The following is a 26314-nucleotide window of genomic DNA, read 5'->3' as shown; positions in this document are numbered from 1 at the left end:
TGATTTTTTAATGTTTTAGTACCGTGTGGAGGCGAAAATATGATTACATTTATTATGAATGGAAAAGAGGTTAAAGTAAAAGAGGGAATTTCTATATTAGAAGCTGCTCGAGAAAATGGAGTAGATATTCCTACTTTATGCTATGACAAAGAGCTTTCATCCTTTGGTGGATGTAGGCTATGTGTGGTAGAAGTAGAGGGCTCTAAAAACCTTGTTGCATCTTGTTCGGCTAAGGCAAGAGAAGGGATGGTAGTATATACAGAGTCTGAAAGGGTAGTTAAGGTACGTAGAGATATTTTAGATTTATTATATTCAAATCACCCAAAGGATTGCTTGACTTGCGAAAAGTCTGGAGAGTGTGGACTTCAAGATTTATGTTATAAATACGGAATAAAAGAAGGTTCTTTTAAGGGAGAAGTAAAACAGTATGCAATAGATAGTTTAAATCCTGTTATGGAAAGAGATCAAAGTAAATGCATCTTATGTGGCAAATGTGTAAGAGTATGTAGTGAAATTCAAGTGACATCTGCAATTGATTTTACAAATAGAGGTTTTAATTCTAAGGTTACTACTGGTTTTGATGAGCCTATTAATTATAAGAACTGTAGAATGTGTGGTCAATGTATAACAGCATGTCCTACTGGTGCTCTTATAAACAAGCAGTTGAAAGGTATTAGGCCATGGGAGGTTAAGAAAGTTCGTACCACTTGTCCATTTTGTGGAACAGGATGTAATTTTGATCTAAACGTAAAGGATGGAAAGGTAGTAGGAGTAACTCCTAATCCAGACTCACCAGTAAACGGAAAGTCCCTCTGTGTAAAGGGAAGATATCACACAGACTTTATAAACAATCCTGATAGAATCACTAAACCATTGATCAAAAAAGATGGAGAATTCGTTGAATCTAGCTGGGATGAAGCTATAAAATTAGTAGTTAAAAGCCTCAAGGATGTGAAAGAACAACATGGCGGAGATGCTATAGCAGGATTAAGTTCTGCACGTTGCACTAATGAGGATAATTTCGTATTTCAAAAGATGATGAGAGTTGCTTTAGGTACTAACAATGTAGACCATTGTGCCCGAACCTGACATGCTCCTACAGTTGCAGGTCTTGCAACTACATTAGGAAGTGGAGCTATGACTAATGCTATTGGAGAAGTAGAGGGAAATGAAGTATTATTCATTATTGGGTCTAATGCTACAGAGGCTCATCCAATAATTGGAAATAAAATGAAAAAAGCAGCTAAAAATGGATCAAAGCTTATAGTAATAGATCCACGTCGTACAGAGTTGGCAGAAATGGCTACTATATGGCTGCCTTTAAATTCAGGTACAGATGCCGCCCTAATAAATGGATTGATGCATATCATAGTAAAAGAAGGATGGCATGACAAAGAATTTATAGAAACACGCTGTACAGGATTTGAAAATGTATTAGAGACAATAGAAAATTATTTTCCAGAAGTAGTGGCTAGGATTACTGGAATATCTGAAGATATGCTATATGAAACTGCTAAACTCTATACAAGTACTAAGAAGGCAGGTATATTCTACACTCTAGGAATAACAGAACATACTACAGGAACAGCAAATGTTATGAACCTTGCAAACCTAGCTATGCTTACAGGACATTTAGGCTTAGAGAATTCAGGGATAAATCCAATGCGTGGACAGAATAATGTTCAAGGAGCTTGTGATATGGCGGCACTTCCTAATACATTCCCTGGATATCAAAACTTATCAGAGGAAAAAAATATAAAATTCTTTGAAGAATTTTGGAATGTAGAATTAAATCCTAATAATGGGCTTAGAATTCCAGAAATGTTAGATGAAGCACTGATAGGAAACGTTAAGGCAATGTATATTATGGGAGAAGATCCTGTACTTACAGATCCAGATGCGAACCATGTTAAGAAGTCCTTAAAGAATTTAGACTTCTTGGTAGTACAGGATTTATTCCTAACAGAGACTGCTAAATTTGCCGATGTTGTACTTCCAGCAACATGTTATGCTGAAAAAGACGGTACATTTACAAATACTGAGAGAAGAGTTCAGAGAGTTAGAAAAGCTGTTGAAGCACCTGGTGAATGCAGGCTAGATTGGATGATATTAAGTGAAATAGCCACAAAATTGGGAGCAAAGGGATTCGATTATAGAAACTCTGAGGATATATTTAATGAAATAAGAGAAACAACACCTAGTTATAGAGGAATAACTTATGAGAGAATAGATAAAGTAGGTTTACAATGGCCATGTCCAACGGAAGAGCACCCTGGTACTCCATATCTTCATAAGGGAACTTTCCCAAGAGGAAAAGGATTGATGATTCCAGTTGAATATGAGGCACCGGCAGAACTTACATGTGAAGAGTACCCAATACTTCTTTCCACTGGAAGGATGTTATATCATTATAACATAATGACTAGACATTCTAGAAACCTAGATGATATAAGACCTTATGAACTTGCAGAAATGAATCCAGTAGATGCTGAGAGGTTAGAAGTAGAAGAAGAAGATTTTGTAAGGGTAACATCAAGAAGAGGGTCTATATTGAGTAGGGTGACAGTAACAGATAAAGTTAAACCAGGAATGATGTTTATGACATTCCATTATAAAGAATCTCCTGTAAATGAATTAACTAATTCAGCATATGATCCAGTTACTAAGACTGCTGAATATAAGATTTCTGCAGTAAGAGTAGAAAAAGTTGAAAATATATAGACTATACTTGGAGTGGTTAATATGTTTAAGGTTGGAATAATAACAGCAAGTGACAAAGGCTCTGTCGGAGCAAGAGAAGATAAATCTGGGGAAATAATAACCGAAATAATAGAAAATAGAGGTTATATTGTATCAAGTAAAATTATAGTTCCTGACGAAAAAGAGACTATATATAATGAGATAATTAATATGGTGGATAATTTGCAGGTAGATTTAGTTTTGACTACTGGAGGAACAGGTTTTAGTGAAAGAGATGTTACTCCTGAAGCTACGATAAAGGCTTGTGATAGAATGGCAAATGGAATAGCTGAGGCTATAAGATATTATAGTCTCAGCATTACTCCTAGAGCTATGCTGTCTAGGGGAGTGTCGGGGATAAGAAATAAAACTTTGATAATCAATTTGCCTGGTAGTCCAAAGGCAGTCAAAGAAGCCTTGGATTATATATTAGATAGCGTTCATCATGGCTTAGAAATCCTAACAGGAAAAGATTCAGAGTGTGCTCGATAGAAGGTGAATCGGTGAAAAAGTTTGGAGCAGCAATAATATTAGCAGGCGGTAAAAGTTCAAGAATGGGCTTTGATAAACAATTTTTGAAGATTGATGAAAAAAGACTTATGAGTTTAGTGATTAATAAACTTGAAGAAGAGTTTGACGAAATCATTATTGTAACAAATAAGCCTGAAGAATATAATGAGTTTAACCAAAAAATAAGAACAGATATAATTAAAGGAATGGGACCTTTAAGTGGGATTCATTCAGGTTTAAATGAGGCTTCATCTAAATATGCTTTTGTAATTGCCTGTGATATGCCTAATATTGATATAGATTATATAAGATATATGAAAAAAGCTATTGAGAACAAAGATATAGATATTTGTGTGGCACGTATTAGAGATAAGATAGAGCCATTGCATGGCTTTTATTCTAAGAGGATAATAGAAAATATTGAAAAACATTTATTATCCAATATGAGGTCTATAAACTCTTTAATTACTAAATTAAAAACTCATTATATAGAAGAAGATGAGGTTGTAAAATTTAGTTTAAATAAAGATATATTTAAAAACTTAAATACAATAGAAGACTTAGATGAATTTCTTTTAATACAATAAAATGTTGGATATCCAACATTTTATTGTATTTTACTCTAAATTAATGTAATAATAAGAGCTTATCCTCATTTAGATTAACATAAATTGATTTCCCCTTATATAGTTCCTTTTTATTAACTTCTTCCTCAAAAGCTTTCATATAGATAGGAGACTGAGAAATTCCGTCATTATCCATTTCATTTTCTAATACTAAGGTATAAGAGTGTAAATTTTGTATTATATCCATTATATTTAATTTAAAAGTATTTATTGTCAATTCATAATCAGAGCAAAGATTAATATTTTGAGTATGGATACCGACATATCGGATATTATCCTTCACTATAGTATTGCATATTAATTCTAAACCCCAATCTATGGCGTAAATTTTATTTTCAGAAATTTTTTCTATTCTAGAAATATTTCTACAACCAATTAGCATTGCAGTATTAAGAGTTTCAGGATTGTTGAATAGATTTTCCTTATAATTAGTTTCTTCTATTTTTCCATTATTTAATACTGCGATTCTGTCACATATTCGATAAACTTCATCCTTGTTGTGAGATACATATAATGCACTGCCATTATGTTTTTTTAATATATCAATAAGCTCCTGCTCCATTTGCCATCTCAAATGTTCATCTAAAGCTGAAAAAGGCTCATCTAGCATTAATATTTTAGGTTCGTTTACTAACATTCTAGCCAGTGCTACTCTTTGTTGCTGCCCACCAGACAATTGATGAGGATAATTATTTTCCAATCCTTCCAAAGAGAAAGATTTAATTATTTCTTTTATAATCCCAGATTTGTTCTGGCGATTTTTTGGAGTTCCAATAGCTATGTTTCTTTCTAATGTCATGTTAGGAAAAAGAGCATAATTTTGAAACAATAATCCTACTTTTCTATTTTGAGGTAATATATTTATCTTTTTTTTACTATCAAAAAGCACTGCGTCATTTAATACAATCTGGCCCTCATCTGGTGTCTCGATTCCAGCGATACATTTAAGTGTCATACTTTTTCCGCAACCAGAGGCACCTAAAAGAGCTAATGTTTCTTTATTTGTTTCAAATTCTACATCTAGGAAGAAATCTCCAAATGTTTTTTTTATATTAGCATAAAGAATATCTAATTACCTCCTTTCCCTACTTTGTTGATTTTCACACTTTCTAACTTGTTCATTATCAATATTGCTATAAATGATATTGCAACCATAATAGCAATCCATTTATAAGCCAGAGCTCTATTACCTCCCTGAACAGCACTATAAACTGCAACTGCCATGGTTTGAGTCTTACCTGGAATATTGCCAGCTAACATAATCGTAGCACCAAATTCGCCTAATGCTCTTGCAAAGGCTAAAATAGTTCCAGCCATAATACTAGAGAAACTATTAGGTAGCATTATTTTTAAAAATATTTCATGTTCAGATAAACCTAAAGTTCTTGCTACATAAATCATATTTCTATCCAGTTGTTCAAAAGCACCTCTTGCAGTTCTATACATTAATGGAAAAGAAACAACTGCAGAAGCTATAATAGTAGCAGTACTAGAGAATACAATAGAAATATCATATAATGCTAAGAACTTACCAATAAAGCTATTCTTTCCTAAGAAAATCAATAGAAAAAAGCCTACAACAGTAGGGGGTAATACTAGAGGAAGGGTTAAAAACCCATCCACTAATCCTTTAAATCTTTTTAATTTTGTAGTTAAATATGCTGCATAAATTCCACAGATGAAAGTTATTATAGTTGCAATAATTGCAGCTTTTAAAGATATTAATAAAGGGGAATAACTCATATTATCCTCCGTTCATTTCTATTTCATTGAGAAACCATATTTTTCAAATAATTTAATAGCCTCATCTGTAGATAGGAAGTCTAAGAATGCTTGTGATCTATCAGGATTTTGACTATCTTTAATTACTGCCACTGGATAACTAACTTCTTTGTGGCTTCCTTCAGGAGCTTCAGTAATTATATTGATACTATCTGATGTAAATGCATCAGTAGCATAAACAATGCCGCAGTCAACCTCTCCGCTTTCTACCCAAGTAAGTACTGTTCTAACGTCATTTGCTAATACAAGTTTTGAATTAATCTTATCAGTTATATTTAAGTTATTAAATATTTCTTCACTATATTGACCTACGGGAACATTTCCTGGGTCCCCTATTGCAATTTTCTTTATTTCATCTTTAGCTAAGTCTTCAAAAGATTTCATATGAATCTTTCCATCCTTTGGAGTAATAAGTACTACTTTATTCACTAATAAAGTCTTAATTGTACCGTCTAATATATGGCCTCCTTCTTCTAAAGCATTCATTTGTTTTTGAGCTGCTGACATAAATACATCAACTGGTGCCCCTTCTTCTATTTGAGTTTGCAATGCTCCAGAACCTCCAAAAGTAAATGTAAGAGTAGTTTCGGGCTCTACAGTTTTATATACTTCTGCTAATTCACCTAATACATCTGTTAAACTTGCTGCAGCTGAAATAAGTAATTCTACAGGCTCCTTTGGTTTAACCTTTTCCTCTTTATCTGCTTCACTTTTATCTTCTGCTTTTACTTCAGTATCCTCATTAGGATTACTTGTTATACCTTTACTACATCCAACCATGAAGGTGGAAACCAAAACTAATGATAATAGAATGACAAATAAATTTTTTAACTTCATTTTTATATCCTCCCTTTTTTATATTATCTGGGGTAAAAGTTTGTCCCAGAGAAAAACTTAGATATTCATATTATAAAGCGAACCTCTTTTACAAGAGTAACGATGGCGTTTTTTTATCGCTCATTTGAGCGATAAATTTTAACATAGTTTAATTATTTTTTAACATTGTTTTATAGATGAAAGATAATTAACAATATTCTCCTAGTCAAAATATTTTTTATAAAGTTTTTCTGCTTCCACATTTAACTCGGAAACAAAGGATTGATACCTATTTAATAAATCTTCACCTTCTTTTGAAAGCTCAGATTTACCTCCGCCTTTGCCGCCTATAACACTAATAAACAAAGGAAAACCTAGTTCTTTTTCAGCATTTTTAATTATTTTCCATCCTTTGCTAGGTGATAATTCCATAATTCTATAGGCTTTAGATAAACTTCCTGTTTCCTTAACTAATTCCATAATTCTTGCAATCCCTGGGCCAAATGTAGAATCATTATAGACTATCTTTATTCTAGTATTAAAATGTGAATTTCCTTTAGAATCTAAGGTCACAGTAATCGCTCCCAATCTTCTTCATAAATTAGCTTTGATACAAAGCATTATAATATAAGAATATTATAATTGCAATTAAATTTAATAAAATACTTTTTATAAGTAGAGGAGTAGTAGTAAGTAGTATGTTTAACGATAAAACCTTGTCAATATGACAAAGAGCTCTGTCAATATGACAAGATAATTATAAAATCATATATGACAAAGTAGGATATATTAAATTTTTAACAAAAAATATTTTTTCAAGATGTGTAAACTATAGGATTACAAAAGAACATTTACTATCAGTAAGCATAATGGCATAAATATTGCAATTGATATTAGTTTGATAAAAAAATAATTTGCGAGGTGAACAAAATTGAAAAGACGTACATTTTAAAATGTTAGGAGGTATAGGAGCATTAAGTCTGACTGGTTTAACCATAGGATGTAATAAAAAAGACGCTGTAAATACTGATGTTCCAAATGAATTCCCAAAGCTTTCTCAATTACCAGGGCAAAAGCCAGAGGCTATGATCAATCTAGAAACAGGTGCTGTTGAAGTAGAACCATCAATATTGATGAGACATAGTGCATGTTTAGGCTGCTATAGCTCATGTGGAAATCGTGTAAAGATTGATAAAAATACTGGCAAAATATTGAGAGTATATGGAAATCCATATAATCCTAATAATGCGGAGCCACATCTTTCATTTGAAGAGCCTTTAACAGAATCATATTTAGCTTTTAGTAGTTATAAAGATAAAGGCAGCATGCATAGAGGTGCATTATGTGCTAGAGGAAATGCTACTTTAGAAAGTCATTATGACCCCATGAGGATATTAGTTCCGCTGAAAAGAACAGGAACTAGGGGAGAAGGAAAGTGGAAGCCTATCACTTGGGATGAGGCGGTGGAAGAAACTGTAGAGGGTGGAGAATTATTTAAGGATATAGGTGAAGATATTGTTATAGATGGATTTAGAAAAATAAGAGATTTAGAAACACCTATAGATTCAAAGGCCCCGGAGTTTGGTCCAAAAACAAATCAATTAGTTTTTTTTGGAGGACGTGGAGATGGAAGAACTTCATTTGCAGGAAGGTTTACGAGTTCATTTGGAACTGTAAATAACTTTGGACATGGTTATTCCTGAGGCGGTTCTAAAACACCTGCGGCGCAGGTAATAGCAAGTGGGCAAAATCTAAGGCCGGATATTAATAGTGCAGAGTATATATTATATGCTGGTGCATTCCCAGGACATAGTGGGAAACCTATGCAAACCATAGCACGTCAAATAAAGCTTGGAGTAAAGGAAGGAAATCTTAAGTATTCAGTAATAGACCCTATTCTTGCTGGAGGGGCTGTCACACCTTTATATGAAAATAGTGAATGGGTTCCAATAAAGCCAACAACAGATAATGCATTTGGTATGGCACTGATTAGATGGATTATTGAAAATCGTAGGTATAACAATGATTTCTTAAGTTCACCTAATTATGAGGCTAGTGTTTCTAAAGGATTTAATAGTTGGACTAATGCTACTCATTTAGTAATAGAAGACCAAAAACATCCAAATTATAAAAAAATGCTAAGGGCAGAAGACTTAGGATTGGAAGTTGGAAAGGAAGAAAAAGACATATTCATTGTAATCGATAATGCTACGAAGGAGTATGCTAGATTTGATAAGGCGACCACAGCGGATTTATTGTATGAAGGAAAAGTAAAAGGACCTAATGGAAAAGAAATACAAGTAAGAACATCCTTTGCTATTTTAAAAGAAAGTGCCTTCAGATATGAGATACATGAGTATTCAAGGGTTTGTGGTATTCCAGAGGACAAGATAGAAGAAATAGCAAAAGAATTTACTTCTCATGGAACTAAAGTAGCAGCAGATGGAATGGGAAGTACAGCTACTGCAAATGGGTCAGATATAACTATGATTCATTATATTTTAATGGCCATGGTAGGTAGTATAAATAAGAAGGGTGGAGCAATTACTAGAAGAAATTCATATAAATCTACTTCAGCTGGACCAAGATATCAATTAAACGTCATACCAGATGGACCAAAAGCATCAGGTATGAGAATTAGCCGTACTGGAGTTAGATATGAAGATACGACTGAATATAAAGAAAAGGTTGCTAAAGGAAAAAATCCATATCCATCAAAGATGCCATGGCACCCAATAGGAAGTGCCTCTGATAATCAAGGATTATTCTCTATTATAAATAAATATCCTTATCAGGCAAAAATAGTATTGAATTGGATGGCTAATCCTCTATTAGCAGTACCGGCTGGTGCTAGAAAAGAAGTGATTGAAGCACTGAAGAGTGTTGATAATGTTCCACTATTTATTTCTTGTGATGCATACATGGGAGAAATGACTGCATTAGCAGATTATATTATACCAGATACTACTCCCTATGAAAGTTGGGGCTTAGCTAATATTGAAGGAAACTTCTCAGGAAGAGGAGTTACTGTGAGATGGCCAATAGTAGAACCAGCAACCCCGAAGTTAGAAGATGGAAGACATATATCCTTTGAAACATACGTGATTGATGTTGCTAAAAAGATTGGATTACCAGGATTTGGAGATAAGGCAATATTAGATATGAATGATAACTTGCTACCATTAAACAGCAGAGAAGATTATTTCATTCCTGGTATTGCAAATATGGCATATGATGAAGAACCTGTGGCAGACATTTCACAAGAAGAAATAGAAATGCAAGATTTAGAAAATGCGGTTAAGGATTGGGCTGATATATTAACAAAGGAAGAATGGCCTAAGGTATTAAACATAATGGCGAGAGGCGGTCGTTTTGAAGACCATGGAGCAGGATTTGAAGGTGACAATCATAAATATGCTTATAAAGGATCTGTTGATTTATATATTGAGAAGTTTGCAACTAGCAGAAACTCATTAACTGGTGAATATTATAATGGTGTAGCTGCATGGAGTCCTGAATCATTCTCTGATGGCAGTTTAGTAAATGATGTATTCCCAGAAACAGAATGGCCATTTAAGGCGGCAAATTACAAACCTAAATTTAGAAGTATAAGTATGCTTGCTAACAGTTCCAGCCTTAGAGACTTAAGCAAACATAATTATATTGAGTTAAATACTGAAGATGCTAAATCATTAGGAATATCAACTATGGATAAAGTAAAAGTAATTCCTGCTACAGGCGGCGAATTTATAGGACATGCTCTAGTAAGACCTGGTATAGCAAAGGGAACCATAGGTATAGCATTTGGATATGGGCATTGGGAATATGGCACAAAAGGATATAACATTGAAGGAAAAGTCCAAGAGAGCAATGAATTCATAGGTACAGGAGTACATTTAATGAATTTAATAGATCCAAAGGTGAATGGACTATTTGGTATTTCTGAGTCTTCAACTGGAGGGCCAGGTAGAAATGGTGGAGCTTACAAGGTAGAGAAGGCATAGATAGGAGTGAAAAGATGATAAAAGAAAGTATTTTTATAGCAAAAAAACGATTAGAGCTATATGAATTTTTATCTTTTTCCTTTTTAAATACTCCTTCAGAAGAATTATTAAACTTAATAAAAGATAATTCTTCGCAATTTGAAGAATTAACTGAAGATAAAATAGACTCTATTGAGGAAAAGGACTTAGATTATTTTATACAAGAATATTATGATAGATTTTTTGTACCTACTTCAAAATTATTTGTCCCGCCTCATGAATCGGCAATTAGGAACAAAGATATAAAGAATGGCAAAATATCCTATGGTAAATTAGATAGTCAGGAAACTTTTCATGTAAAAGCATGCTATGAGATAGTAGATTTCAAAATAGACCAACTTAATGCTTTTAAGCCACTCAAGGATAATCATTATCCAGATCATATTGCATTTGAATTAGCTTTTTTGGTTTATTTAGCTAATTCTGAACTTTTAGCCTTGGAAAATGGAATGAGTGAAAAAGCTAATAAATGGAGGAAATTACAAAAAGATTTTCTTGTTGAACATCTATCTAAATGGATTGAAGCTTATGCTATTCTAAGTAAGGAAAGAGGAGAAGGGTTGTACTCTTACTTAACTAATATTTCCGCCAAATGGATAGCGTTAGATTTGGAATATCTGATGGGAGAAAATCAATAAATTTAAAGAGGTGATTTAGAATGAAAAGATATGGAATGGTCATAGATTTAGAGCGTTGTGTTGGATGCCATGCCTGTACTATTAGTTGTAAAATGGAAAACAACCTTCCTGAAGGATGCTTTAATACTTGGGTTGAAGAGTGGGATGCAGGAGAATATCCCAAAGTAGCAAGAGTAAAACTTCCAAAATTATGTAATCATTGTGTAGATGCACCTTGTGTTAAAGCCTGTCCTGTGAATGCAACCTTTGCAGTTGAAGGAGGTATAGTTGTAGTAGATGAAGAAAAATGTATAGGCTGCGGAGCTTGTGTAGCAGCATGTCCTTATGATGCTAGATATATGAATAATGACACTAAGAAGGTTGGGAAGTGTACTTTCTGCATTCAGAGAGCAGAGGTTGGATTGTTACCTGCTTGTGTAAGCACTTGTATATCTCATGCTAGATTTTTTGGAGATTTAAATGATCCAGAATCTGAAGTTAGCAAGATGGTTGCAGATAACAAGATTAAGGGATTAAAAGATGAGTTGAAATTAGATATTAGCGTTACTTATATTGGATTGGATAAGGCTTTAAAAGATGGAGAGCCAGAGGAACGATATAGAGGTGGAAAATAGATTAGATTCTGTATATATGCCATAGAGAAGGGAGAGATATAGATGTTTGGTAAAATAGGTGCTCCAGAATTAATTTTAATACTAGGTATCGCATTGGTTGTATTTGGGCCGGGAAAACTTCCTGAAATAGGAAAAGCATTCGGTAAAGCCATAGGAGAATTTAAAAACCATGCAAATAAAATATCTAAAGATGTAGAAGTGGACCTAAACGATAAAAAAGAATAATAACATAAGAGCAAGGTACTATATTATAGTACCTTGCTCTTATAAACCATTAATTAGTTTATTGACAAAGTTAATAACATGCCATACTATCATAGATAAAGATAATATATCAAATTATTACACAATCATTTTATGTTTAATATGGGGAGATAAAAATGCTAAAATTTGAAAAAATAATAGAAACTGCTACTTCTAGAATGGAACCAATAGCTTTGAATCATCAACGATGCTCAAGGGTACGTTCTCATCTAGGTAAGTGTAGTAAATGCATAGAGTGCTGTCCTGTAGAAGGGATAATCATTAAAAATTCAAAAATTGAACTAAATGATAATTGTATCCAATGTGGACTATGTGCATCAGTTTGTCCTACAGGAGCTATATCTATTCAGGAACCCACTGAATTAAATCTGTATAATTACATAGAAGAAGAAGGAAAACTAGATAATACAGTAATTTTAACTTGCAAGCATAATGATGATATCTCAAAAAGTGTTTTCAAAGTACCTTGTCTAGGAGGCCTGACTTTAGAATTCTTATTGGGAATAGATACTTTGCCATTTGAAATTAATGTTATTTTCTCCGAAGCAAAATGTAAGGAATGTATTGTAAAGAGTGGTATTGACTTATACTTAAATAATATTAAAAAGATCAAAAGAATAGAAGAAGATTTAAACCTATTAGGAGGATCTATAAAAAATACTGAAAAAGTTCCGAAGGTAAAGGCTAGAAAAACGTCTACTGAAGAAATTGATAATGAGAGAAGAGAGTTCTTATTTTCTATTTTTAAATCTGTTAAAAAGCTTCCCAACACCGCAATTAAATATGTATTAGGGGTTAATGATGAGGATGAAAAGTCAAATGCAATTGTTGCAAATGCAACAGTTAAAAAATATCCAGTACTAGGGAAAGTTTTTAGTAAGATAAAAGATGAAGAACTAATTAATTCTGAGATTATAGATTATTCAAAGCCCTCAATAGTAGGGACATGTACTTTTTGTAGAGCCTGTACAATGCTTTGTCCAATGGGGGCATTAAAGTATATAGAAGAAGGGGACAAGCTAAGCTTATTTCTTCTGAGAGATGCTTGTAGTGGTTGTGGTTTATGTGTTGAAGTTTGTTACTACGGTGCATTAGAGCTAAAATCTAAAAGAATTAAAGATTTTTCATTTGTCGAACCGAGTATTCTTGCTACTGGAACTAAGCAAAGATGTAGTATATGCAAACAGATAATTACAGCTAGTAATACTGTAGAAATTTGCTCCTCATGCTTAAAATTAGGTAGGATTTATAGGAGGTAAATATGAGAAAAAGGATAGCTGTTTTTTTATCAATAATATTACTAGCAGTATTTATATTTCATATAGAAAAAAAATTTACTAGATATGTTAATAAAAATACAAACACCAAATACAAAATTGGTGTTATTTCCGCTACAGATAGTAGGCTAGGGAAGGTTAATGCAATGATAGATGGATTATATAATTACGGATATGAAAAAGAAGATTTAGAAATTATCATAAAGAATGCTGACGGTGATAAGGATAAGATAGAGCCTTTAGTACAAGAACTGGTGAAAGAAAGAGTGGATATTATTATAACTACTGGAACTTTTGAAACATCTGCCGCAAAAAAGTATGCAGATAAAGAAAGTATTCCTATAGTATTTATAGGTGTAGGATGTACTGTTGAATTGGGATTTATTCAAGATAATATTTCTCCAGGATGTAATATAACAGGAGTAGATAGTCATTATGTTCAATTATCAGGAAAAAGACTAGAATTTCTAAAAAGAATAGTTCCAGACACTGAAGATGTATTGATATTATATAATCCACTTACAACTCCATTTGGTCCAAGTTCAAAATTTCTATATGAGGCAGCTGATAAGCTTCAAATAGAATTAGAATTAATACCAGTTACCAATAGAGAGGATATTATTGAGACTATATCGAAAAATTATGATAAATTTGATGGAATAATGTTAATGTGTAGTTTATTATTTGAATCAACTATTCAAGATATAGTAGATGCATCACTAGAGTATAAGATTCCTGTTATGGGAGTCAATGATATTCAAGTTGAAAAAGGTATGCTAGCTTTTTATGGGAGTACTAACTACAACGAAGGACTTCAATCAGCTAGACTAGTAGCCAATGTCCTTGAGGGACAAGATCCAAAAATCATCCCAATAGAGTCACCAGAGAATTTAGAACTTCATATAAACGTAGATACTGCTAATGCTCTAGGTATAGAAATAGACTATTCTAAAATGACTTTTGTAGATAAGTTCGTAAAAAAAACTGAAAGGTAGAATTACATGGGAATATATAACAAAAAACAATTTTTGGTTAGCATAAAGTCTAAATTAATTCTTATGATGATAGGTGTAGCTGTTATCCCATTAGTATTTTTAGTTTTGATTAATATTAGAACATTAAAAACCGAAGTTCAAAAGTCCATACATAAAGAACATGAGCTAACGGCGTCAAAAATATCTCAAACAGTTGTTGAAATGGTAAAGACAACACAAGAATCCTTAGAGACCATAGCCATAACAAATCCAGAATTATTTGATTGGAGCAACAAGTTCAATAGAGAAGATATAATATATAGAATGTTGAAAAAGTATCATCATTTAGAAGAAATATCCATGATTTCTCCTAATGGTATGGAGCTAGTGAAAATATCAAAAAGATATGCTATTTCTCCAAAAGAACTAGAAAATATTTCAACAGACGAAAAATTCAAAACTCTGAAATGTGGAGAATTATATATTGGAAAACCAGAAATAGATTTAGATAATCAAATTGTCTTTGAACTGGGAATTCCAGTTGGTGGAGATAAAGAATATCTGACTGGAGCTATTATTGCAAAAATAAGTTTACGACAGGTAATGAAAAAGATAAATGCTACAAAAACAAAAGAGGGAAGCTATATTATTTTAATAGACGATATAGGATATTTAATTGGCCATTCTGATTATAGTCAGGTAACGAGGAGACAAGACGTGACTAAAAGTAAGGGAGTAACAAGCTTACTTAAGATAAAAGCAGAAGAAAAGAATGTGTTGAAATATGAAAAATTCGAAACTATGATTTATGAATCATATTTAGGAGAAGATGTATTAGGTGTATACGGTTTAATTCCAATAGTAGATTGGGGTGTAGTAGTTGAACAACCATTAGATAATGCATATGCCACTATTAGACTAATGATAACTAGAATTATAATTACTTTTTTATTAACCATATTAATAATCGGAGTAGTAGGTTCTTTTCTAATATATCTTTTCATGAAGCCAATGAATGAATTAGCAAATGGAGTAAACTCTGTAAAGAGTGGGAATTTTGATTATAAAATACCGAAGCAAAACAATGATGAAATTGGAATGGTAATAGAAGCATTTAATAGTATGACAGAAGAGATAAAAAAAGGAGAGAGAATGAAAGTTTAATAATGTTAGCAGAGAAAAGAGCAGCCATTGGTACTTTAGCAGCAGGAGTAGCTCATGAAATTAACAACCCTATGAATAATTTAGGCTTTTATGCTACGGATTTATTAGAACGATTGGAGACAGAAGATATAAATGACTTATATGATAATAATGTTATTCAAAACTATTTAGAAATAATAAAAGGGCAGATTGATAGATGTTCTGCCATTACACAAAATTTATTAAGATTTTCAAGAGAATCGAAGGTTGATATTACGCTGGTTAATGTTTTTAAGATTATTGAAGACATATTAAAATTAATGGAACATAGGTTGAAAAAGCAAAATATAGATATTGTAATTGATGTAGCATTGCAGAGCCAATAATATTAGCGGATGAATCACAAATGCAGCAAATGTTATTAAATATAATAACTAATGCTGTAGACTCTATGGAAAATAAAGGAATTTTGACAATAGATATTAGTGAAATAGATAATGATGGTTTCTTAATACTTAAGATAATAGATACTGGATATGGTATTAAAGAGAAAGATAAAGCAAGGATATTTGATCCCTTTTATACAACAAAGCCTATTGGAAAGGGAACTGGCCTAGGACTATCCATTAGTCAGGCCATAATTGAGAGAATGAGAGGATATATTGAAATATATAGTGAAGAAAATATAGGTACAGAAGTAGAGATAAAACTTCCAATATCTAGAGGAGTGGAGGAAAATGGAAAGCTTTAGATTATTAATTGTAGACGACGAAGAAAAATTTATAGAAGTACTTAAAGATAGGTTAACAAGAAAAGGTCTTCATGTAGAAGCTGCTACATCAGGAATAGAAGCAATTAAATTGGTCGAAGAATTAGAGTTTGACGTAGCTTTATTCGATGTAATGATGGACAAAATAGATGGTTTAGAACTTCTGGAGAAAGCAAAAAAGATACAACCGGACATGGAAGTTATTATGCTTACTGGATACGGGACTATAGAGTCAGCTATAGAAGCCATGAGAAGTGGTGCATATGACTATTTATCAAAACCTGTAAATCCTATTGAATTAGAACTAGTTTTAAAGAGAGCTGCGGAAAAGAAAAGACTTAAGGGTTATAACGATAATCTCGTGGAAAATATTAAGCTCATAAATGATAAAAAAGAGATTGTAGGTGAGTCTCAAGTAATGTTGAACCTAAAATATATGATTGATAAGGTTGCTGATAGTCATTTACCTGTACTAATACTTGGAGAGAGTGGTACTGGCAAAGATTTAGTAGCTAATGCATTACATTATAAGAGTTGTAGAGGAGACAACCCTTTTATTCCTATAAATGCAGGTGCTATACCCGGAGAATTATTAGAAAGTGAATTATTTGGTCATGTAAAGGGAGCTTTTACGGGAGCTCATACTAATAAAAAAGGATTAGTTGAAATTGCAAATCAAGGAACTTTGTTTCTAGATGAAATTGGTGATATGGACCCAGCTTTGCAGGTAAAATTATTAAGATTTTTAGATACTGGAGAGTTTAGACCTGTAGGCAGCACTATGACTAAAAAGACTACAGTAAGAATTATAACAGCAACAAATAAAAATTTGGAAAAGGCAATCTATAATGGTAGTTTTAGAGAAGACTTATTTTATAGATTAAGTGTAGTTACAATTCCAGTACCCCCATTAAGGGAGCGTGGAGATGATGTATTGCTTCTTGCCAATTATTTTCTTAATAAAAATCCAAACAATAAAAAAGAATTAGCAGAAGAAACAAAAATGTTTTTAATAGAACATGATTTCCCAGGGAATGTAAGAGAATTAGCAAACTTCATTGATAGGGCAGTATTATTATCTAAAGGAAATAAAATTTATCCTTGGGACTTAATTCCAAGCTTAAATAATACTGAAAATCAATACAAAAAATATATTTCATTAGATGATGTAGAAAAAGAGCATATCATTGATATATTAAGACTAACTAATTGGGATAAGCCAGAGGCTGCAAAGATGTTAAAGATTGGTCTAAGAACATTATATAGAAAGATAGAAAAATATAAAATCGAGCAGTAAAAGTTAAGAATGATATATTTGTGTCAAAATGACAAAATTATAACTATATTTTTGTCATAAATGAAGTTTATATTATGAGCTTTTTTAATAAGGTTTGTAAATGGCAGTCAGAATATGTTCAAAAATTAACATTTTCACAATTTTTTAGACAATATATAGGTAAAATTTAATTATGGCATAGAAATTGCTAATATATAAATTTGTATTAAATTTATATATTAAAAATAATTATGCGAGGTGATAATTTTGAAGCGAAGAACGTTTTTGAAGCTTTCTGCTTTTACGGCTAGTGCTGCTGCCTTAGGTTTAGGCGTATCAGGATGTAGTAAGTCTACTAGTAAGACAGATCCAGTAGATGAATTTCCAGTGTATAAAGGGAATCCTAATAATTTAGTAGAAGCAACTGTGGATAAAAAAACAGGAGAAGTAACTCCTAATGAAAATGTCATGATACGCCATAGCGTATGTATGTCATGTTACAATAACTGTGGTAATAGAGTTAAAATTGATAAAACTACTAATAAGGTTATTGGTGTTACTGGAAACCCTTTTCATCCAGTATGTGCTGAGCCAGCACTAGACAATAATAATACTGTAGAAGAATCATATAAAGCCTTCAGTTTACATAATGAACAAGGACTTACTAATAGAGCTACAGTATGTGCTGTTGGGAACTCAGGCTTTGAGATAATTGAGGATCCATTAAGAATTACAGTACCTTTAAAAAGAGCTGGCGAAAGAGGAAGCGGCAAGTGGAGACCAATTAGTTGGGAACAGTTAATGGAAGAAACAGTAGAAGGTGGTCAGATATTTAAAGAATTAGGGGATGACACTAAAATAGAAGGATTTAGACAAGTGTTTGACCATGAAACTTTAATCAATCCTGAGGCACCAGAAATGGGACCAAAGAGCAATGGATTAGTGTGGTTATATGGTGGTTCATATGGCAGAAGAGAGTTTACAATAAGATTCGTAAACGGAAGCTTTGGATCTCCAAATGTTTATGTGCACTCTGGTACTTGAGGTGGTGCATGGGTGCCTGCGTGGCAGGCCTTATATGATAAAAAAGGTCAATTTACACATAGACCTGATATAAATGATGCAGAATTTGCATTATATCAAGGGGTTTATCCCGGACATAGTGGTATGGGATATCAAGGATTAGCTCGTAAGACTGTAAAGGCTGTAAAAAGCAATGGCTTAAAACTTGCACTTGTAGATCCAGTGATGCAAGGTGGTACAGATATTCCAGGTGGAACAAAATGGATTCCAATAAAACCAGCTACAGATGCTGCATTTGTATTAGCAATAATGAATTGGATGTTTGAAAATCAAAAATATAATGGAGATTTTTTAGCTTGCCCAACATTAGAGGCGGCTGAAAAAATTGGATATAAGAGTTTTACCAATGCTGCTTATCTTGTAATAATAGATGAAAAACATCCTAATTATAGAAAATTCTTAAGGGCGGAAGATATTAAATTAGAATTTGAACCTATAGAAGGAAAAGAATCATTTATAGTAATAGATAAGGCTACTAATAAACATGAAATCTTCAATAAAGTAGATACGGCAGATATATTCTTTGAAGGAGAGGTGGAAGGAATCAAAGTAGCCACTGCTCTTGCTATGTTAAAAAAAGGAGCTAATAAATATAGTATAGAAGAATATGCAGAAATATGTGGAGTACCATCATCACAAATAATTGATGTAGCTAAAGAGTTTACTAGCCATGGATATAAGGTGGGAGTAGATACATTAGGTGGAACTGTAGCTATAAATGGATTACCTTTCGCCGTTGGATTATTAATGCTTCCAGCTATGTTAGGAGCATTTAATATGAAAGGCGGAATGACTTTAGGCGGGGCTACACATAAAGCCCATTCAGATGGACCAAGATATAATTTAAATACTGTAGAAGGTTCACTAGGGCTTAAGGGACCTAGAATAAGTAGAGAACAATTCCTATATGAAAATACAACTGAGTACAAAAAGAAAGTAGCTCAAGGAAAAAATCCATATCCTTCTAAATTACCTTGGCATCCAAATGGATTTAATTTAGATGGACATGCTATATTTTCAGCTATAAACAAATATCCTTACCAATGTAAGATATTAGTAAATTGTGCAGCAAATCCAATTTATGGTGGTCCATCTACCTTTAATGAAAAAGTATTAACAGAGATAAAGAAAACTTCTAATATCCCATTATTTATTGCAATAGATACAGTAGTAGGTGAAACAAGTGCATTTGCAGATTATATTATACCAGATACAAATTTTAATGAGCATTGGGCAATATTAGGAGCAAGAGGAAACCACACAACAAGAATTACTGGAGTAAGATGGCCAGTTGTAGAACCTCCAACTCCAAAGGTAGGAGAATACGAGCAACATATAAGTATGGAAACATATATGATAGAAGTGGCTAAACGAATTGGTATGCCAGGATTTGGAGATAATGCTGTTACAGATTCTAATGGTAAAGTATGGCCGATTAACACTCGCGAAGATTATTGGATGAAGGCTATTGCCAATATGGCATATGATGAGGAAACTACTTTACCAATTACAGATAAAGATGCAAAATTGACAGGACTAGATAATATACCAAAGCATTGGAAGGAAGCTGTTACTGCTGAAGAACTTCCGTTAGTAAAGAATATCATGGCTAAGGGTGGTAAATTTGAGCCAGATAATAGCTATTATGATGGAGACTTTATGAAATATAAATCTACAGCTTGTATATGCTTCTATTCAGAAAATACAGCTACAACTAGAAATAGTATTACTGGAAAATATCATGAAGGTTCACCTATGTGGCTACCTGAAATGTTTGCTAATGGAGATTTAATAGATGAGATGTTCCCTGAATCAGAATATCCTTTTAGAATCTGTTCTTATAAGCCAAAGCTTAGAGGATTATCTATGATGAGTAATGCTCCAACACTTCAAAATATCGGAAGAACTAATTTTATTGAGATGAATAGTTTAGACGCTAAAGAACATGGATTAACTGATGGACAAGAAGTAATTGTTGAAAGTGCTGCTAATCAAACAAAAGGAGTTCTAAAGGTTAGAGAAGGAGTAGCAAAAGGAACAATAGGAGTTTGTTTTGGATATGGTAAATGGGAATATGGGAGTAAGGATATCATAATAGATGGAGAAACTGTGGTGGGAGATTCAATAAGAGGGGAAGGTACTGCTACTAACCAATTAGGTTTATTAGATCCAACAGTAGATGGTATTTACGGATTATCTGAAGCGACTACTGGTAGCCCTAATAGAAATAGTATTAGAGTAAAGGTTAAACCAGTATAAAGGAGGAACCTAAATGCCAAATAATAATGTATCTGCAATGGATAGAGGCGGACTATACGAATTAATAGCTTCCTTATATTTGCAGTTACCAACAATTGAAAATGTAGAGCAAATATCGAATGCATTAATAAATGCAGAAGATATATTTCATGACATAGATTTTTCAAAGTTAATTGTCGAAGCAAAACAAAGGAAAGAAAAACTTACTAAGGAACCAGATTATATAGAAGAGCTTGAGCAAGAATACTATGATCATTTTCTAGTCCCAATTGCCAGTTCTTATATTCCCCCATATGAATCCTTTATAAAAGGTGCTATTAAGTTAGCACCTGGTGAAGGAAGAAAAAATAAAGGTGGATGGAAATATAATCGTTCAACAGTGTTACTTGATTATAACGTGAATCTTGCTTATGATTCAGTAGGATTTCAGCCTCAAAACATGAACATTATAAAAGAATTAAAGCATCAAAATAAAATGGATCATTTAGGATTCGAACTAGCTTTCATGGCATTCTTGTGCAATATGGAATCACAAGAGTTGTTTAATGAGGAGCAAGAGTCAGATAGTGAAAGCAATATTAAAAACTCTGTTAAATGGTATAATTTACAAACTCAGTTTCTAAAGGAACATCTTTTAAGCTTTATAAATACTTACTACAAAATTTCTATAGAAAAAGCAAAGCCATTTTACAGAAGTCTATCAGAATTACTGAATAATTATATTGAATGGGACTTGAAAAATAGATAATTTTTGGAGGTGACTACATTGAGTGAAAATATAAAGTGGGGAATGGTAATAGATGTAAGTAAATGTATTGCTTGTCATGCATGTACTGCTTCTTGCCGTATAGAAAATAAACTTAGTACTGATCAAAATCGCTCATGGGTTATAGAAACAGAAGTCGGAGCTTATCCTAATGTCCATGTTCTAAAGGTAGCCCAATTATGCAATCATTGTGAAAAAACACCTTGCGTAGAGGCGTGTCCTGTAGCTGCTACAGGTAAAAATGAAGAAGGAATCGTTTTTGTAGATAAAGAAAAATGTATTGGATGTTATGCCTGTGTAGAAGCATGTCCATATGGGGCTCGTATAAAGGACCAAGAAGCTAAAAAGGTAGATAAATGCGATTTTTGTGCTCATCGTCTAGAGAATGGATTGTTGCCTGTATGTATTAGTACATGTACTACACAAGCTAGATATTTTGGAGATTTAAATGATCCAAATAGCTTAGTAAGTAAGTTATTAAAAGAAAATAAATATGAAGTACTACTTCCTGAAAAAGAATTAGAACCAAATGTATATTATATCGGTATAGAAGAATATAAAAACTTTGGGAAGTAATGTAAATAATAGCAATAATAATAAAAGAGATAGAATTAATTTGATTGAATGGGGAACTACAAAAGTAGTCCCTTTTCAACGTTAATATTTGAACAAATTAATATCAAAATCTTAGGATAGCAATTTAATGAATGGATTTTAAAATAAAGACAATTAATATCCTACTATGATATAATAAAAATATTATTAAATTAAAATCATATATAAGTAAGAATAAGAGCAATACCAATACCAATATAAAGTTATCCTAGAGGTGATTATTATGAAAGTAGTGAGAGTAGAAGAGGCAGTAGGAATGGTATTAGGACATGATATAACAGAAATAGTGCCAGGAGAGTTTAAAGGAGTGGCATTTAAAAAAGGACATATTATACAGGAAGCTGATATAGAAAGACTTCTTAGAATAGGAAAAGAACATATTTATATCTTTGAAATAAATGAAAATACATTACATGAAGATGATGCTGCCGTATCCATAGGAAATCTAATCTGTGGTGAAGGTATTTATTTTACCGACGAAAGAGGGAAAAGTTAATATTATGCCTAAGTATAGAGGATTATTAAAGATAAATAGAGAGATATTGGATGAAATTAATGATTTAGGAGATATGATATTAGCTACTATACATGGAGATAGATCTATTGATGAAGGACATTTAATAGGAGGATTTAGGGTAATCCCTTTGACTATTGAAAAAGAAAAAATAAATATTGCAGAAAAAATACTTAGGGAAAAAGGACCAATATTTGAGGTTAAACCATTTAAGAAACTAAAGACTGCTTTAATTATTACTGGTTCTGAGGTATATAAAGGTAGGATTGAGGATAAATTTGGTCCAGTTATAGAAAGAAAAGTTAAAGCATTTGATTCAGAGATTTTTTATAAAGTCATAGTTCCTGATGAGTTAGAAGTAATTAAAGATGAGATCCTTAAATCAAAGAATATGGGAGCAGAACTTATAATAGTTACAGGTGGAATGTCAGTAGACCCTGATGATAAAACACCTGGAGCAATTAAAGCAACTGGAGCTAATATAGTATCCTATGGAACTCCAGTTTTACCTGGTGCAATGTTACTTCTTGCTTATTTAGAGGATATTCCAGTAATGGGACTTCCAGGATGTGTAATGTTTGCACATACTACAGCATTTGACTTGTTGCTGCCTAGAATTTGTGCAGGTGAAAAAATTATTCGCAAGGATATTACAAGGATGGGCTATGGAGGACAATGTCTAAGCTGTAATGTTTGTACTTTTCCAGATTGTAACTTTGGAAAACATTAAGGAGGAAAAACATGTTAGTAAATATATCTATAGAAGAAGCAAAGGAAATACTTCTAAATCAGGATATTAAAATAAATACGATAGATATACCTATAATAGAAAGTTTAGGATATGTTTTAGGAGAGGACATTATCTCAGATATTAATATGCCTCCTTTTGATAGATCACCTCTAGATGGATATGCTTTAAAATCAGATAATATAAAAGATGCTAGTAAAGAAAATCCTATAGTATTAGAAGTAATAGACTATGTTCCAGCAGGATATGTAAGCTCTAGGAAGATAGAGAATGGGCAGGCTATAAGAATTATGACAGGGGCTAAAATACCTGAAGGAGCAGATATTATAATTAAATATGAGGATACTGAATTTACTGATAAGGATGTTAAAATATTTAATTATCTTAAGCCAAATTCAAACATTGTAAAAATGGGAGAAGACATAGAAGAAGGAGATATTGTTCTCAAAAAAGGTCATCTTATTGGGCCAGCCGATATTGGCATATTCGCCACATTGGGAATAGGTATAGTAAAAGTATATTCTAAACCTAAAGTAGCTATTTTAGCTACAGGGGATGAATTAATCGATATTGATGAGATCCCTAGAGAAGGAAAGATAAGAAATAGTAATTCTTATACGATAGCTGCTCAGATAAAAAGAATAGGTGGACAACCTATAATACTAGGAATATGTGGAGATGAAATAGAAGATATAAAAAGCAAGTTAAAAGATAGCTTAGAATGGGCAGATATGGTTATAACCACAGGAGGAGTTTCAGTAGGAGATGCAGATTTAGTTAAAGAGGCTTTTCAAGAAATAGGAGGAGATATCCTATTCTGGAAGGTGAATATGAAACCTGGGACGCCGATTGCAGTAGCAAAGTATGAAAATAAATTAATATTTGGTTTGTCGGGTAATCCGGCAGCGGCCAGTATAACTTTTGAGAAATTTGTGAGACCAACTATACTTAGATTAATGGGAAAGAGTAAACTTAATCTAGTAAAGGTAGAGTCAAGATTAGAAAATGAGTTTACGAAAGTAAGCAATCAGAATAGATATGTTAGAGCAATAACTTATTATAAAGATGGGCAATTCTTTACCAAATTGCCTAATAAGCATAGCTCTGGGATTTTAACATCTTTATCAGGTACCAACTCATTATTATATATTAGAGCTGGTGATGGCCCATTTAAAAATGGAGATAAGATAGAGGTTGAAATATTAGAATATCCGGAGGTAGAATAATGATACCTGTGTTTTCAATTATTGGAAGTAAATCTAATACAGGAAAAACCACGATTCTTTGTAAGATAATAAAAGAATTAAAAAATAGGGGATATAGAGTAGCGACTATAAAACATCATATGGGTGATTTTGAGATAGACCATCCAGAAAAAGATACTTGGAAGCATTCACAAGCAGGGTCCGATATAGTTGTTATATCCTCCCCGGTTAAAATAGCAAAGATTGAGAAGGTACGGGAAGAATACAAATTAGATGACATTATTAGTAAAATTGAAAATGTTGATATTATCATAACTGAAGGATATAAGAAAGAGAATAAGCCAAAATTAGAAGTAATAAGAAAAGAAATTTCACTAAGTCTTATTTCTAAAGAAAGTGAGTTATTTGGTATAGTTACAGATTTTCCATTGGAAAATCAAATACCACAGTTTAACTTTGAACAAGTAAAAGAAATAGTTAATCTTATTGAAGAGAAATTCTTGAAAGAATAATTTAGAATAAAGGAGGCAATGTATATGTTTGGAAAAATAGGTGCAACAGAATTAATATTAATCCTTGGAATAGCGTTGGTAGTTTTCGGACCGGGCAAACTTCCGGAAATAGGAAAGGCTTTTGGCAAAGCAATAGGAGAATTTAAAAACCATGCCAATCAAATATCTGAAGACGTAAAAATAGACTTAGAAGATAAAAAGGACAAGGAATAAAAAAGTATATTTAAAGCATAGCATAGAGCTTTAAATACTCAGCTTTAGGAGGGTACTCTATGGAAGATAAACAACTTACTCTAGTAGAGCATTTGAGTGAGTTAAGAAAAAGAATTATTATAATTTTCATAGCAATAATATTAGGAGCTGTCGCAAGTTATAAATACATTGATATTATCATTGAATATATGGTAAAACCAGCACAAAAGCTGGAATTCATTTATCTAAGTCCTCCTGAACTCTTTATGGCTTATATTAAGATAGCATAGTAGTTGGAATAATAATTTCCTCACCAATCAGTTTGATGCAAATATGGCTATTTGTAAAACCAGGACTTAAAAAAAACGAACGCAAATACTTATTATTAGCTCTATATTTGGGAATAGTATTTTTCTTAGTAGGATCTGTATTTGCTTATTTTACAATAATTCCAATAACTATAGAGTTTTTTACTCAGGTTTCAGTAGAACAGATAGCTCCACTATTTTCCTTTGATAGTTATCTGAGTTTTATTTCCTCTCTATTGTTTTCATTTGGTCTTGTATTCGAACTTCCATTACTGATTATATTATTGACACAGTTAAATCTTATTACAGCAAATACATTAAAGAAATATAGAAAGATAGTAATTTTAATAATATTTATTATAGCTGCTATACTGACACCACCAGATGTAGTATCACAAGTATTGTTAGCATTACCTATGGTCTTTTTATACGAATTAAGTATATGGATTTCAGCTTGGATTGGGAGAAGAAAGAAACAAAGAAATAATAGTTAAAAGTATTTTTTTATAGAAATTATTAAATAAACTATTAATTATATAAAGGATAGAATAGTCTCTATCCTTTACATTTATATAAATTTTTTATACATAGTTTACTCATACATACATTATTGTAGAAAATTATATTGAAATTATATTAGT

At 32.3% G+C, this 26314-nt stretch carries 27 protein-coding genes and 1 pseudogene; 24 read left to right on the top strand and 4 right to left on the bottom strand.

The annotated features are described in order from the left end of the window. Window positions 1-39 precede the first annotated feature (39 nt). From fdhF to CIW83_RS15960, 3 genes are read left to right on the top strand one after another with little or no spacing between them, the layout of a single operon-like run. A complete protein-coding gene (fdhF, locus tag CIW83_RS15970) occupies window positions 40-2721 on the top strand; it encodes a formate dehydrogenase subunit alpha (RefSeq protein WP_094903010.1) in 2682 nt (893 codons plus the stop codon). Between the two features lie 21 nt (window positions 2722-2742). Next, on the top strand, window positions 2743-3231 hold the full coding sequence (locus tag CIW83_RS15965; protein ID WP_094903008.1) for a molybdenum cofactor biosynthesis protein B: 489 nt from the start codon (window positions 2743-2745) through the stop codon (window positions 3229-3231). Window positions 3232-3242: 11 nt separating this feature from the next. Further along, window positions 3243-3836, top strand: a complete 594-nt coding sequence (locus CIW83_RS15960; RefSeq protein WP_094903006.1) for a molybdenum cofactor guanylyltransferase — start codon at window positions 3243-3245, stop codon at window positions 3834-3836. 40 nt (window positions 3837-3876) lie between these two features. On the opposite strand, the gene CIW83_RS15955 is transcribed toward CIW83_RS15960, so the two are convergent. From CIW83_RS15955 to CIW83_RS15940, 4 genes are all read right to left on the bottom strand, one after another. Then, on the bottom strand, window positions 3877-4926 hold the full coding sequence (locus CIW83_RS15955) for a sulfate/molybdate ABC transporter ATP-binding protein (RefSeq protein ID WP_255374487.1): 1050 nt from the start codon (window positions 4924-4926) through the stop codon (window positions 3877-3879). A 17-nt stretch (window positions 4927-4943) separates the two neighbouring features. Next, window positions 4944-5618 carry a molybdate ABC transporter permease subunit gene (modB, locus tag CIW83_RS15950; protein WP_094903002.1) on the bottom strand — a complete coding sequence of 225 codons (675 nt, stop codon included), beginning with the start codon at window positions 5616-5618 and terminating at the stop codon, window positions 4944-4946. An 18-nt stretch (window positions 5619-5636) separates the two neighbouring features. Next, entirely contained in the window at window positions 5637-6494 is an 858-nt protein-coding gene (gene modA, locus CIW83_RS15945) for a molybdate ABC transporter substrate-binding protein (protein ID WP_094903000.1), read from the bottom strand. Window positions 6495-6695: 201 nt separating this feature from the next. After that, on the bottom strand, window positions 6696-7046 hold the full coding sequence (locus CIW83_RS15940) for a winged helix-turn-helix domain-containing protein (RefSeq protein WP_094902998.1): 351 nt from the start codon (window positions 7044-7046) through the stop codon (window positions 6696-6698). Window positions 7047-7426: 380 nt separating this feature from the next. Between CIW83_RS15940 and CIW83_RS24670 the strand changes: the two genes are divergently transcribed. From CIW83_RS24670 to tatC, 21 genes and pseudogenes are all read left to right on the top strand, one after another. After that, on the top strand, window positions 7427-8176 hold the full coding sequence (locus CIW83_RS24670) for a Tat pathway signal protein (RefSeq protein ID WP_094902996.1): 750 nt from the start codon (window positions 7427-7429) through the stop codon (window positions 8174-8176). Between the two features lie 30 nt (window positions 8177-8206). Continuing rightward, window positions 8207-10477, top strand: coding sequence for a molybdopterin-dependent oxidoreductase (locus CIW83_RS15930; RefSeq protein WP_369819404.1), 2271 nt, complete (start codon window positions 8207-8209; stop codon window positions 10475-10477). Window positions 10478-10491: 14 nt separating this feature from the next. Next, complete coding sequence (locus tag CIW83_RS15925) at window positions 10492-11154, top strand: molecular chaperone (protein WP_094902994.1); 663 nt, start codon at window positions 10492-10494, stop codon at window positions 11152-11154. Window positions 11155-11174: 20 nt separating this feature from the next. Further along, window positions 11175-11768: a 4Fe-4S dicluster domain-containing protein gene (locus CIW83_RS15920; RefSeq protein ID WP_094902992.1), complete on the top strand. Its 594-nt coding sequence runs from the start codon at window positions 11175-11177 to the stop codon at window positions 11766-11768. A gap of 42 nt (window positions 11769-11810) precedes the next feature. Further along, the gene (locus CIW83_RS15915; RefSeq protein ID WP_094902990.1) at window positions 11811-11993 is read left to right on the top strand and encodes a twin-arginine translocase TatA/TatE family subunit; all 183 of its coding nucleotides are present in this window, start codon (window positions 11811-11813) and stop codon (window positions 11991-11993) included. A gap of 155 nt (window positions 11994-12148) precedes the next feature. Continuing rightward, a complete protein-coding gene (locus CIW83_RS15910) occupies window positions 12149-13291 on the top strand; it encodes an ATP-binding protein (protein WP_094902987.1) in 1143 nt (380 codons plus the stop codon). 2 nt (window positions 13292-13293) lie between these two features. Continuing rightward, window positions 13294-14304: an ABC transporter substrate-binding protein gene (locus CIW83_RS15905; protein ID WP_094902985.1), complete on the top strand. Its 1011-nt coding sequence runs from the start codon at window positions 13294-13296 to the stop codon at window positions 14302-14304. 6 nt (window positions 14305-14310) lie between these two features. Then, window positions 14311-15447: a HAMP domain-containing protein gene (locus CIW83_RS15900; protein ID WP_094902983.1), complete on the top strand. Its 1137-nt coding sequence runs from the start codon at window positions 14311-14313 to the stop codon at window positions 15445-15447. A 2-nt stretch (window positions 15448-15449) separates the two neighbouring features. Further along, complete coding sequence (locus CIW83_RS15895) at window positions 15450-15812, top strand: sensor histidine kinase (RefSeq protein ID WP_094902982.1); 363 nt, start codon at window positions 15450-15452, stop codon at window positions 15810-15812. A gap of 20 nt (window positions 15813-15832) precedes the next feature. Continuing rightward, entirely contained in the window at window positions 15833-16177 is a 345-nt protein-coding gene (locus CIW83_RS15890; RefSeq protein ID WP_094902980.1) for a sensor histidine kinase, read from the top strand. Beyond that, window positions 16164-17492 (top strand): sigma-54 dependent transcriptional regulator, encoded by a 1329-nt coding sequence (locus CIW83_RS15885; RefSeq protein ID WP_094902978.1) that lies wholly within the window; start codon window positions 16164-16166, stop codon window positions 17490-17492. The genes CIW83_RS15890 and CIW83_RS15885 overlap by 14 nt, the downstream gene beginning before the upstream one ends. 246 nt (window positions 17493-17738) lie before the next feature. Next, the gene (locus CIW83_RS15880; protein ID WP_094902976.1) at window positions 17739-18515 is read left to right on the top strand and encodes a hypothetical protein; all 777 of its coding nucleotides are present in this window, start codon (window positions 17739-17741) and stop codon (window positions 18513-18515) included. 12 nt (window positions 18516-18527) lie between these two features. Then, complete coding sequence (locus tag CIW83_RS15875; protein ID WP_094902974.1) at window positions 18528-20813, top strand: molybdopterin dinucleotide binding domain-containing protein; 2286 nt, start codon at window positions 18528-18530, stop codon at window positions 20811-20813. A 13-nt stretch (window positions 20814-20826) separates the two neighbouring features. Then, the gene (locus CIW83_RS15870; protein ID WP_094902972.1) at window positions 20827-21561 is read left to right on the top strand and encodes a molecular chaperone; all 735 of its coding nucleotides are present in this window, start codon (window positions 20827-20829) and stop codon (window positions 21559-21561) included. Window positions 21562-21579: 18 nt separating this feature from the next. After that, complete coding sequence (locus tag CIW83_RS15865) at window positions 21580-22155, top strand: 4Fe-4S dicluster domain-containing protein (RefSeq protein ID WP_201259946.1); 576 nt, start codon at window positions 21580-21582, stop codon at window positions 22153-22155. A 262-nt stretch (window positions 22156-22417) separates the two neighbouring features. Beyond that, complete coding sequence (locus tag CIW83_RS23150) at window positions 22418-22690, top strand: hypothetical protein (RefSeq protein WP_201259945.1); 273 nt, start codon at window positions 22418-22420, stop codon at window positions 22688-22690. A 4-nt stretch (window positions 22691-22694) separates the two neighbouring features. Then, a complete protein-coding gene (locus CIW83_RS15860; protein WP_201259944.1) occupies window positions 22695-23438 on the top strand; it encodes a molybdopterin-binding protein in 744 nt (247 codons plus the stop codon). 11 nt (window positions 23439-23449) lie between these two features. Beyond that, window positions 23450-24682: a gephyrin-like molybdotransferase Glp gene (gene glp / locus CIW83_RS15855; protein ID WP_094902970.1), complete on the top strand. Its 1233-nt coding sequence runs from the start codon at window positions 23450-23452 to the stop codon at window positions 24680-24682. Further along, the gene (gene mobB, locus CIW83_RS15850) at window positions 24682-25173 is read left to right on the top strand and encodes a molybdopterin-guanine dinucleotide biosynthesis protein B (protein ID WP_094902968.1); all 492 of its coding nucleotides are present in this window, start codon (window positions 24682-24684) and stop codon (window positions 25171-25173) included. Before glp ends, mobB begins: the two co-directional genes overlap by 1 nt. A 24-nt stretch (window positions 25174-25197) precedes the next feature. Next, the gene (locus CIW83_RS15845; RefSeq protein WP_094902966.1) at window positions 25198-25386 is read left to right on the top strand and encodes a twin-arginine translocase TatA/TatE family subunit; all 189 of its coding nucleotides are present in this window, start codon (window positions 25198-25200) and stop codon (window positions 25384-25386) included. A gap of 59 nt (window positions 25387-25445) precedes the next feature. Then, window positions 25446-26167, top strand: a pseudogene (gene tatC, locus CIW83_RS15840) (twin-arginine translocase subunit TatC). Window positions 26168-26314: the final 147 nt, after the last annotated feature.

Origin of the sequence: Tissierella sp. P1 (genome assembly GCF_002266425.1) — a bacterium.
Lineage (GTDB): Bacteria > Bacillota > Clostridia > Tissierellales > Tissierellaceae > Tissierella > Tissierella carlieri.
The sequence above is the reverse complement of the archived record's forward strand: the minus strand, read 5'-3'. Positions and strand labels throughout refer to the sequence as shown.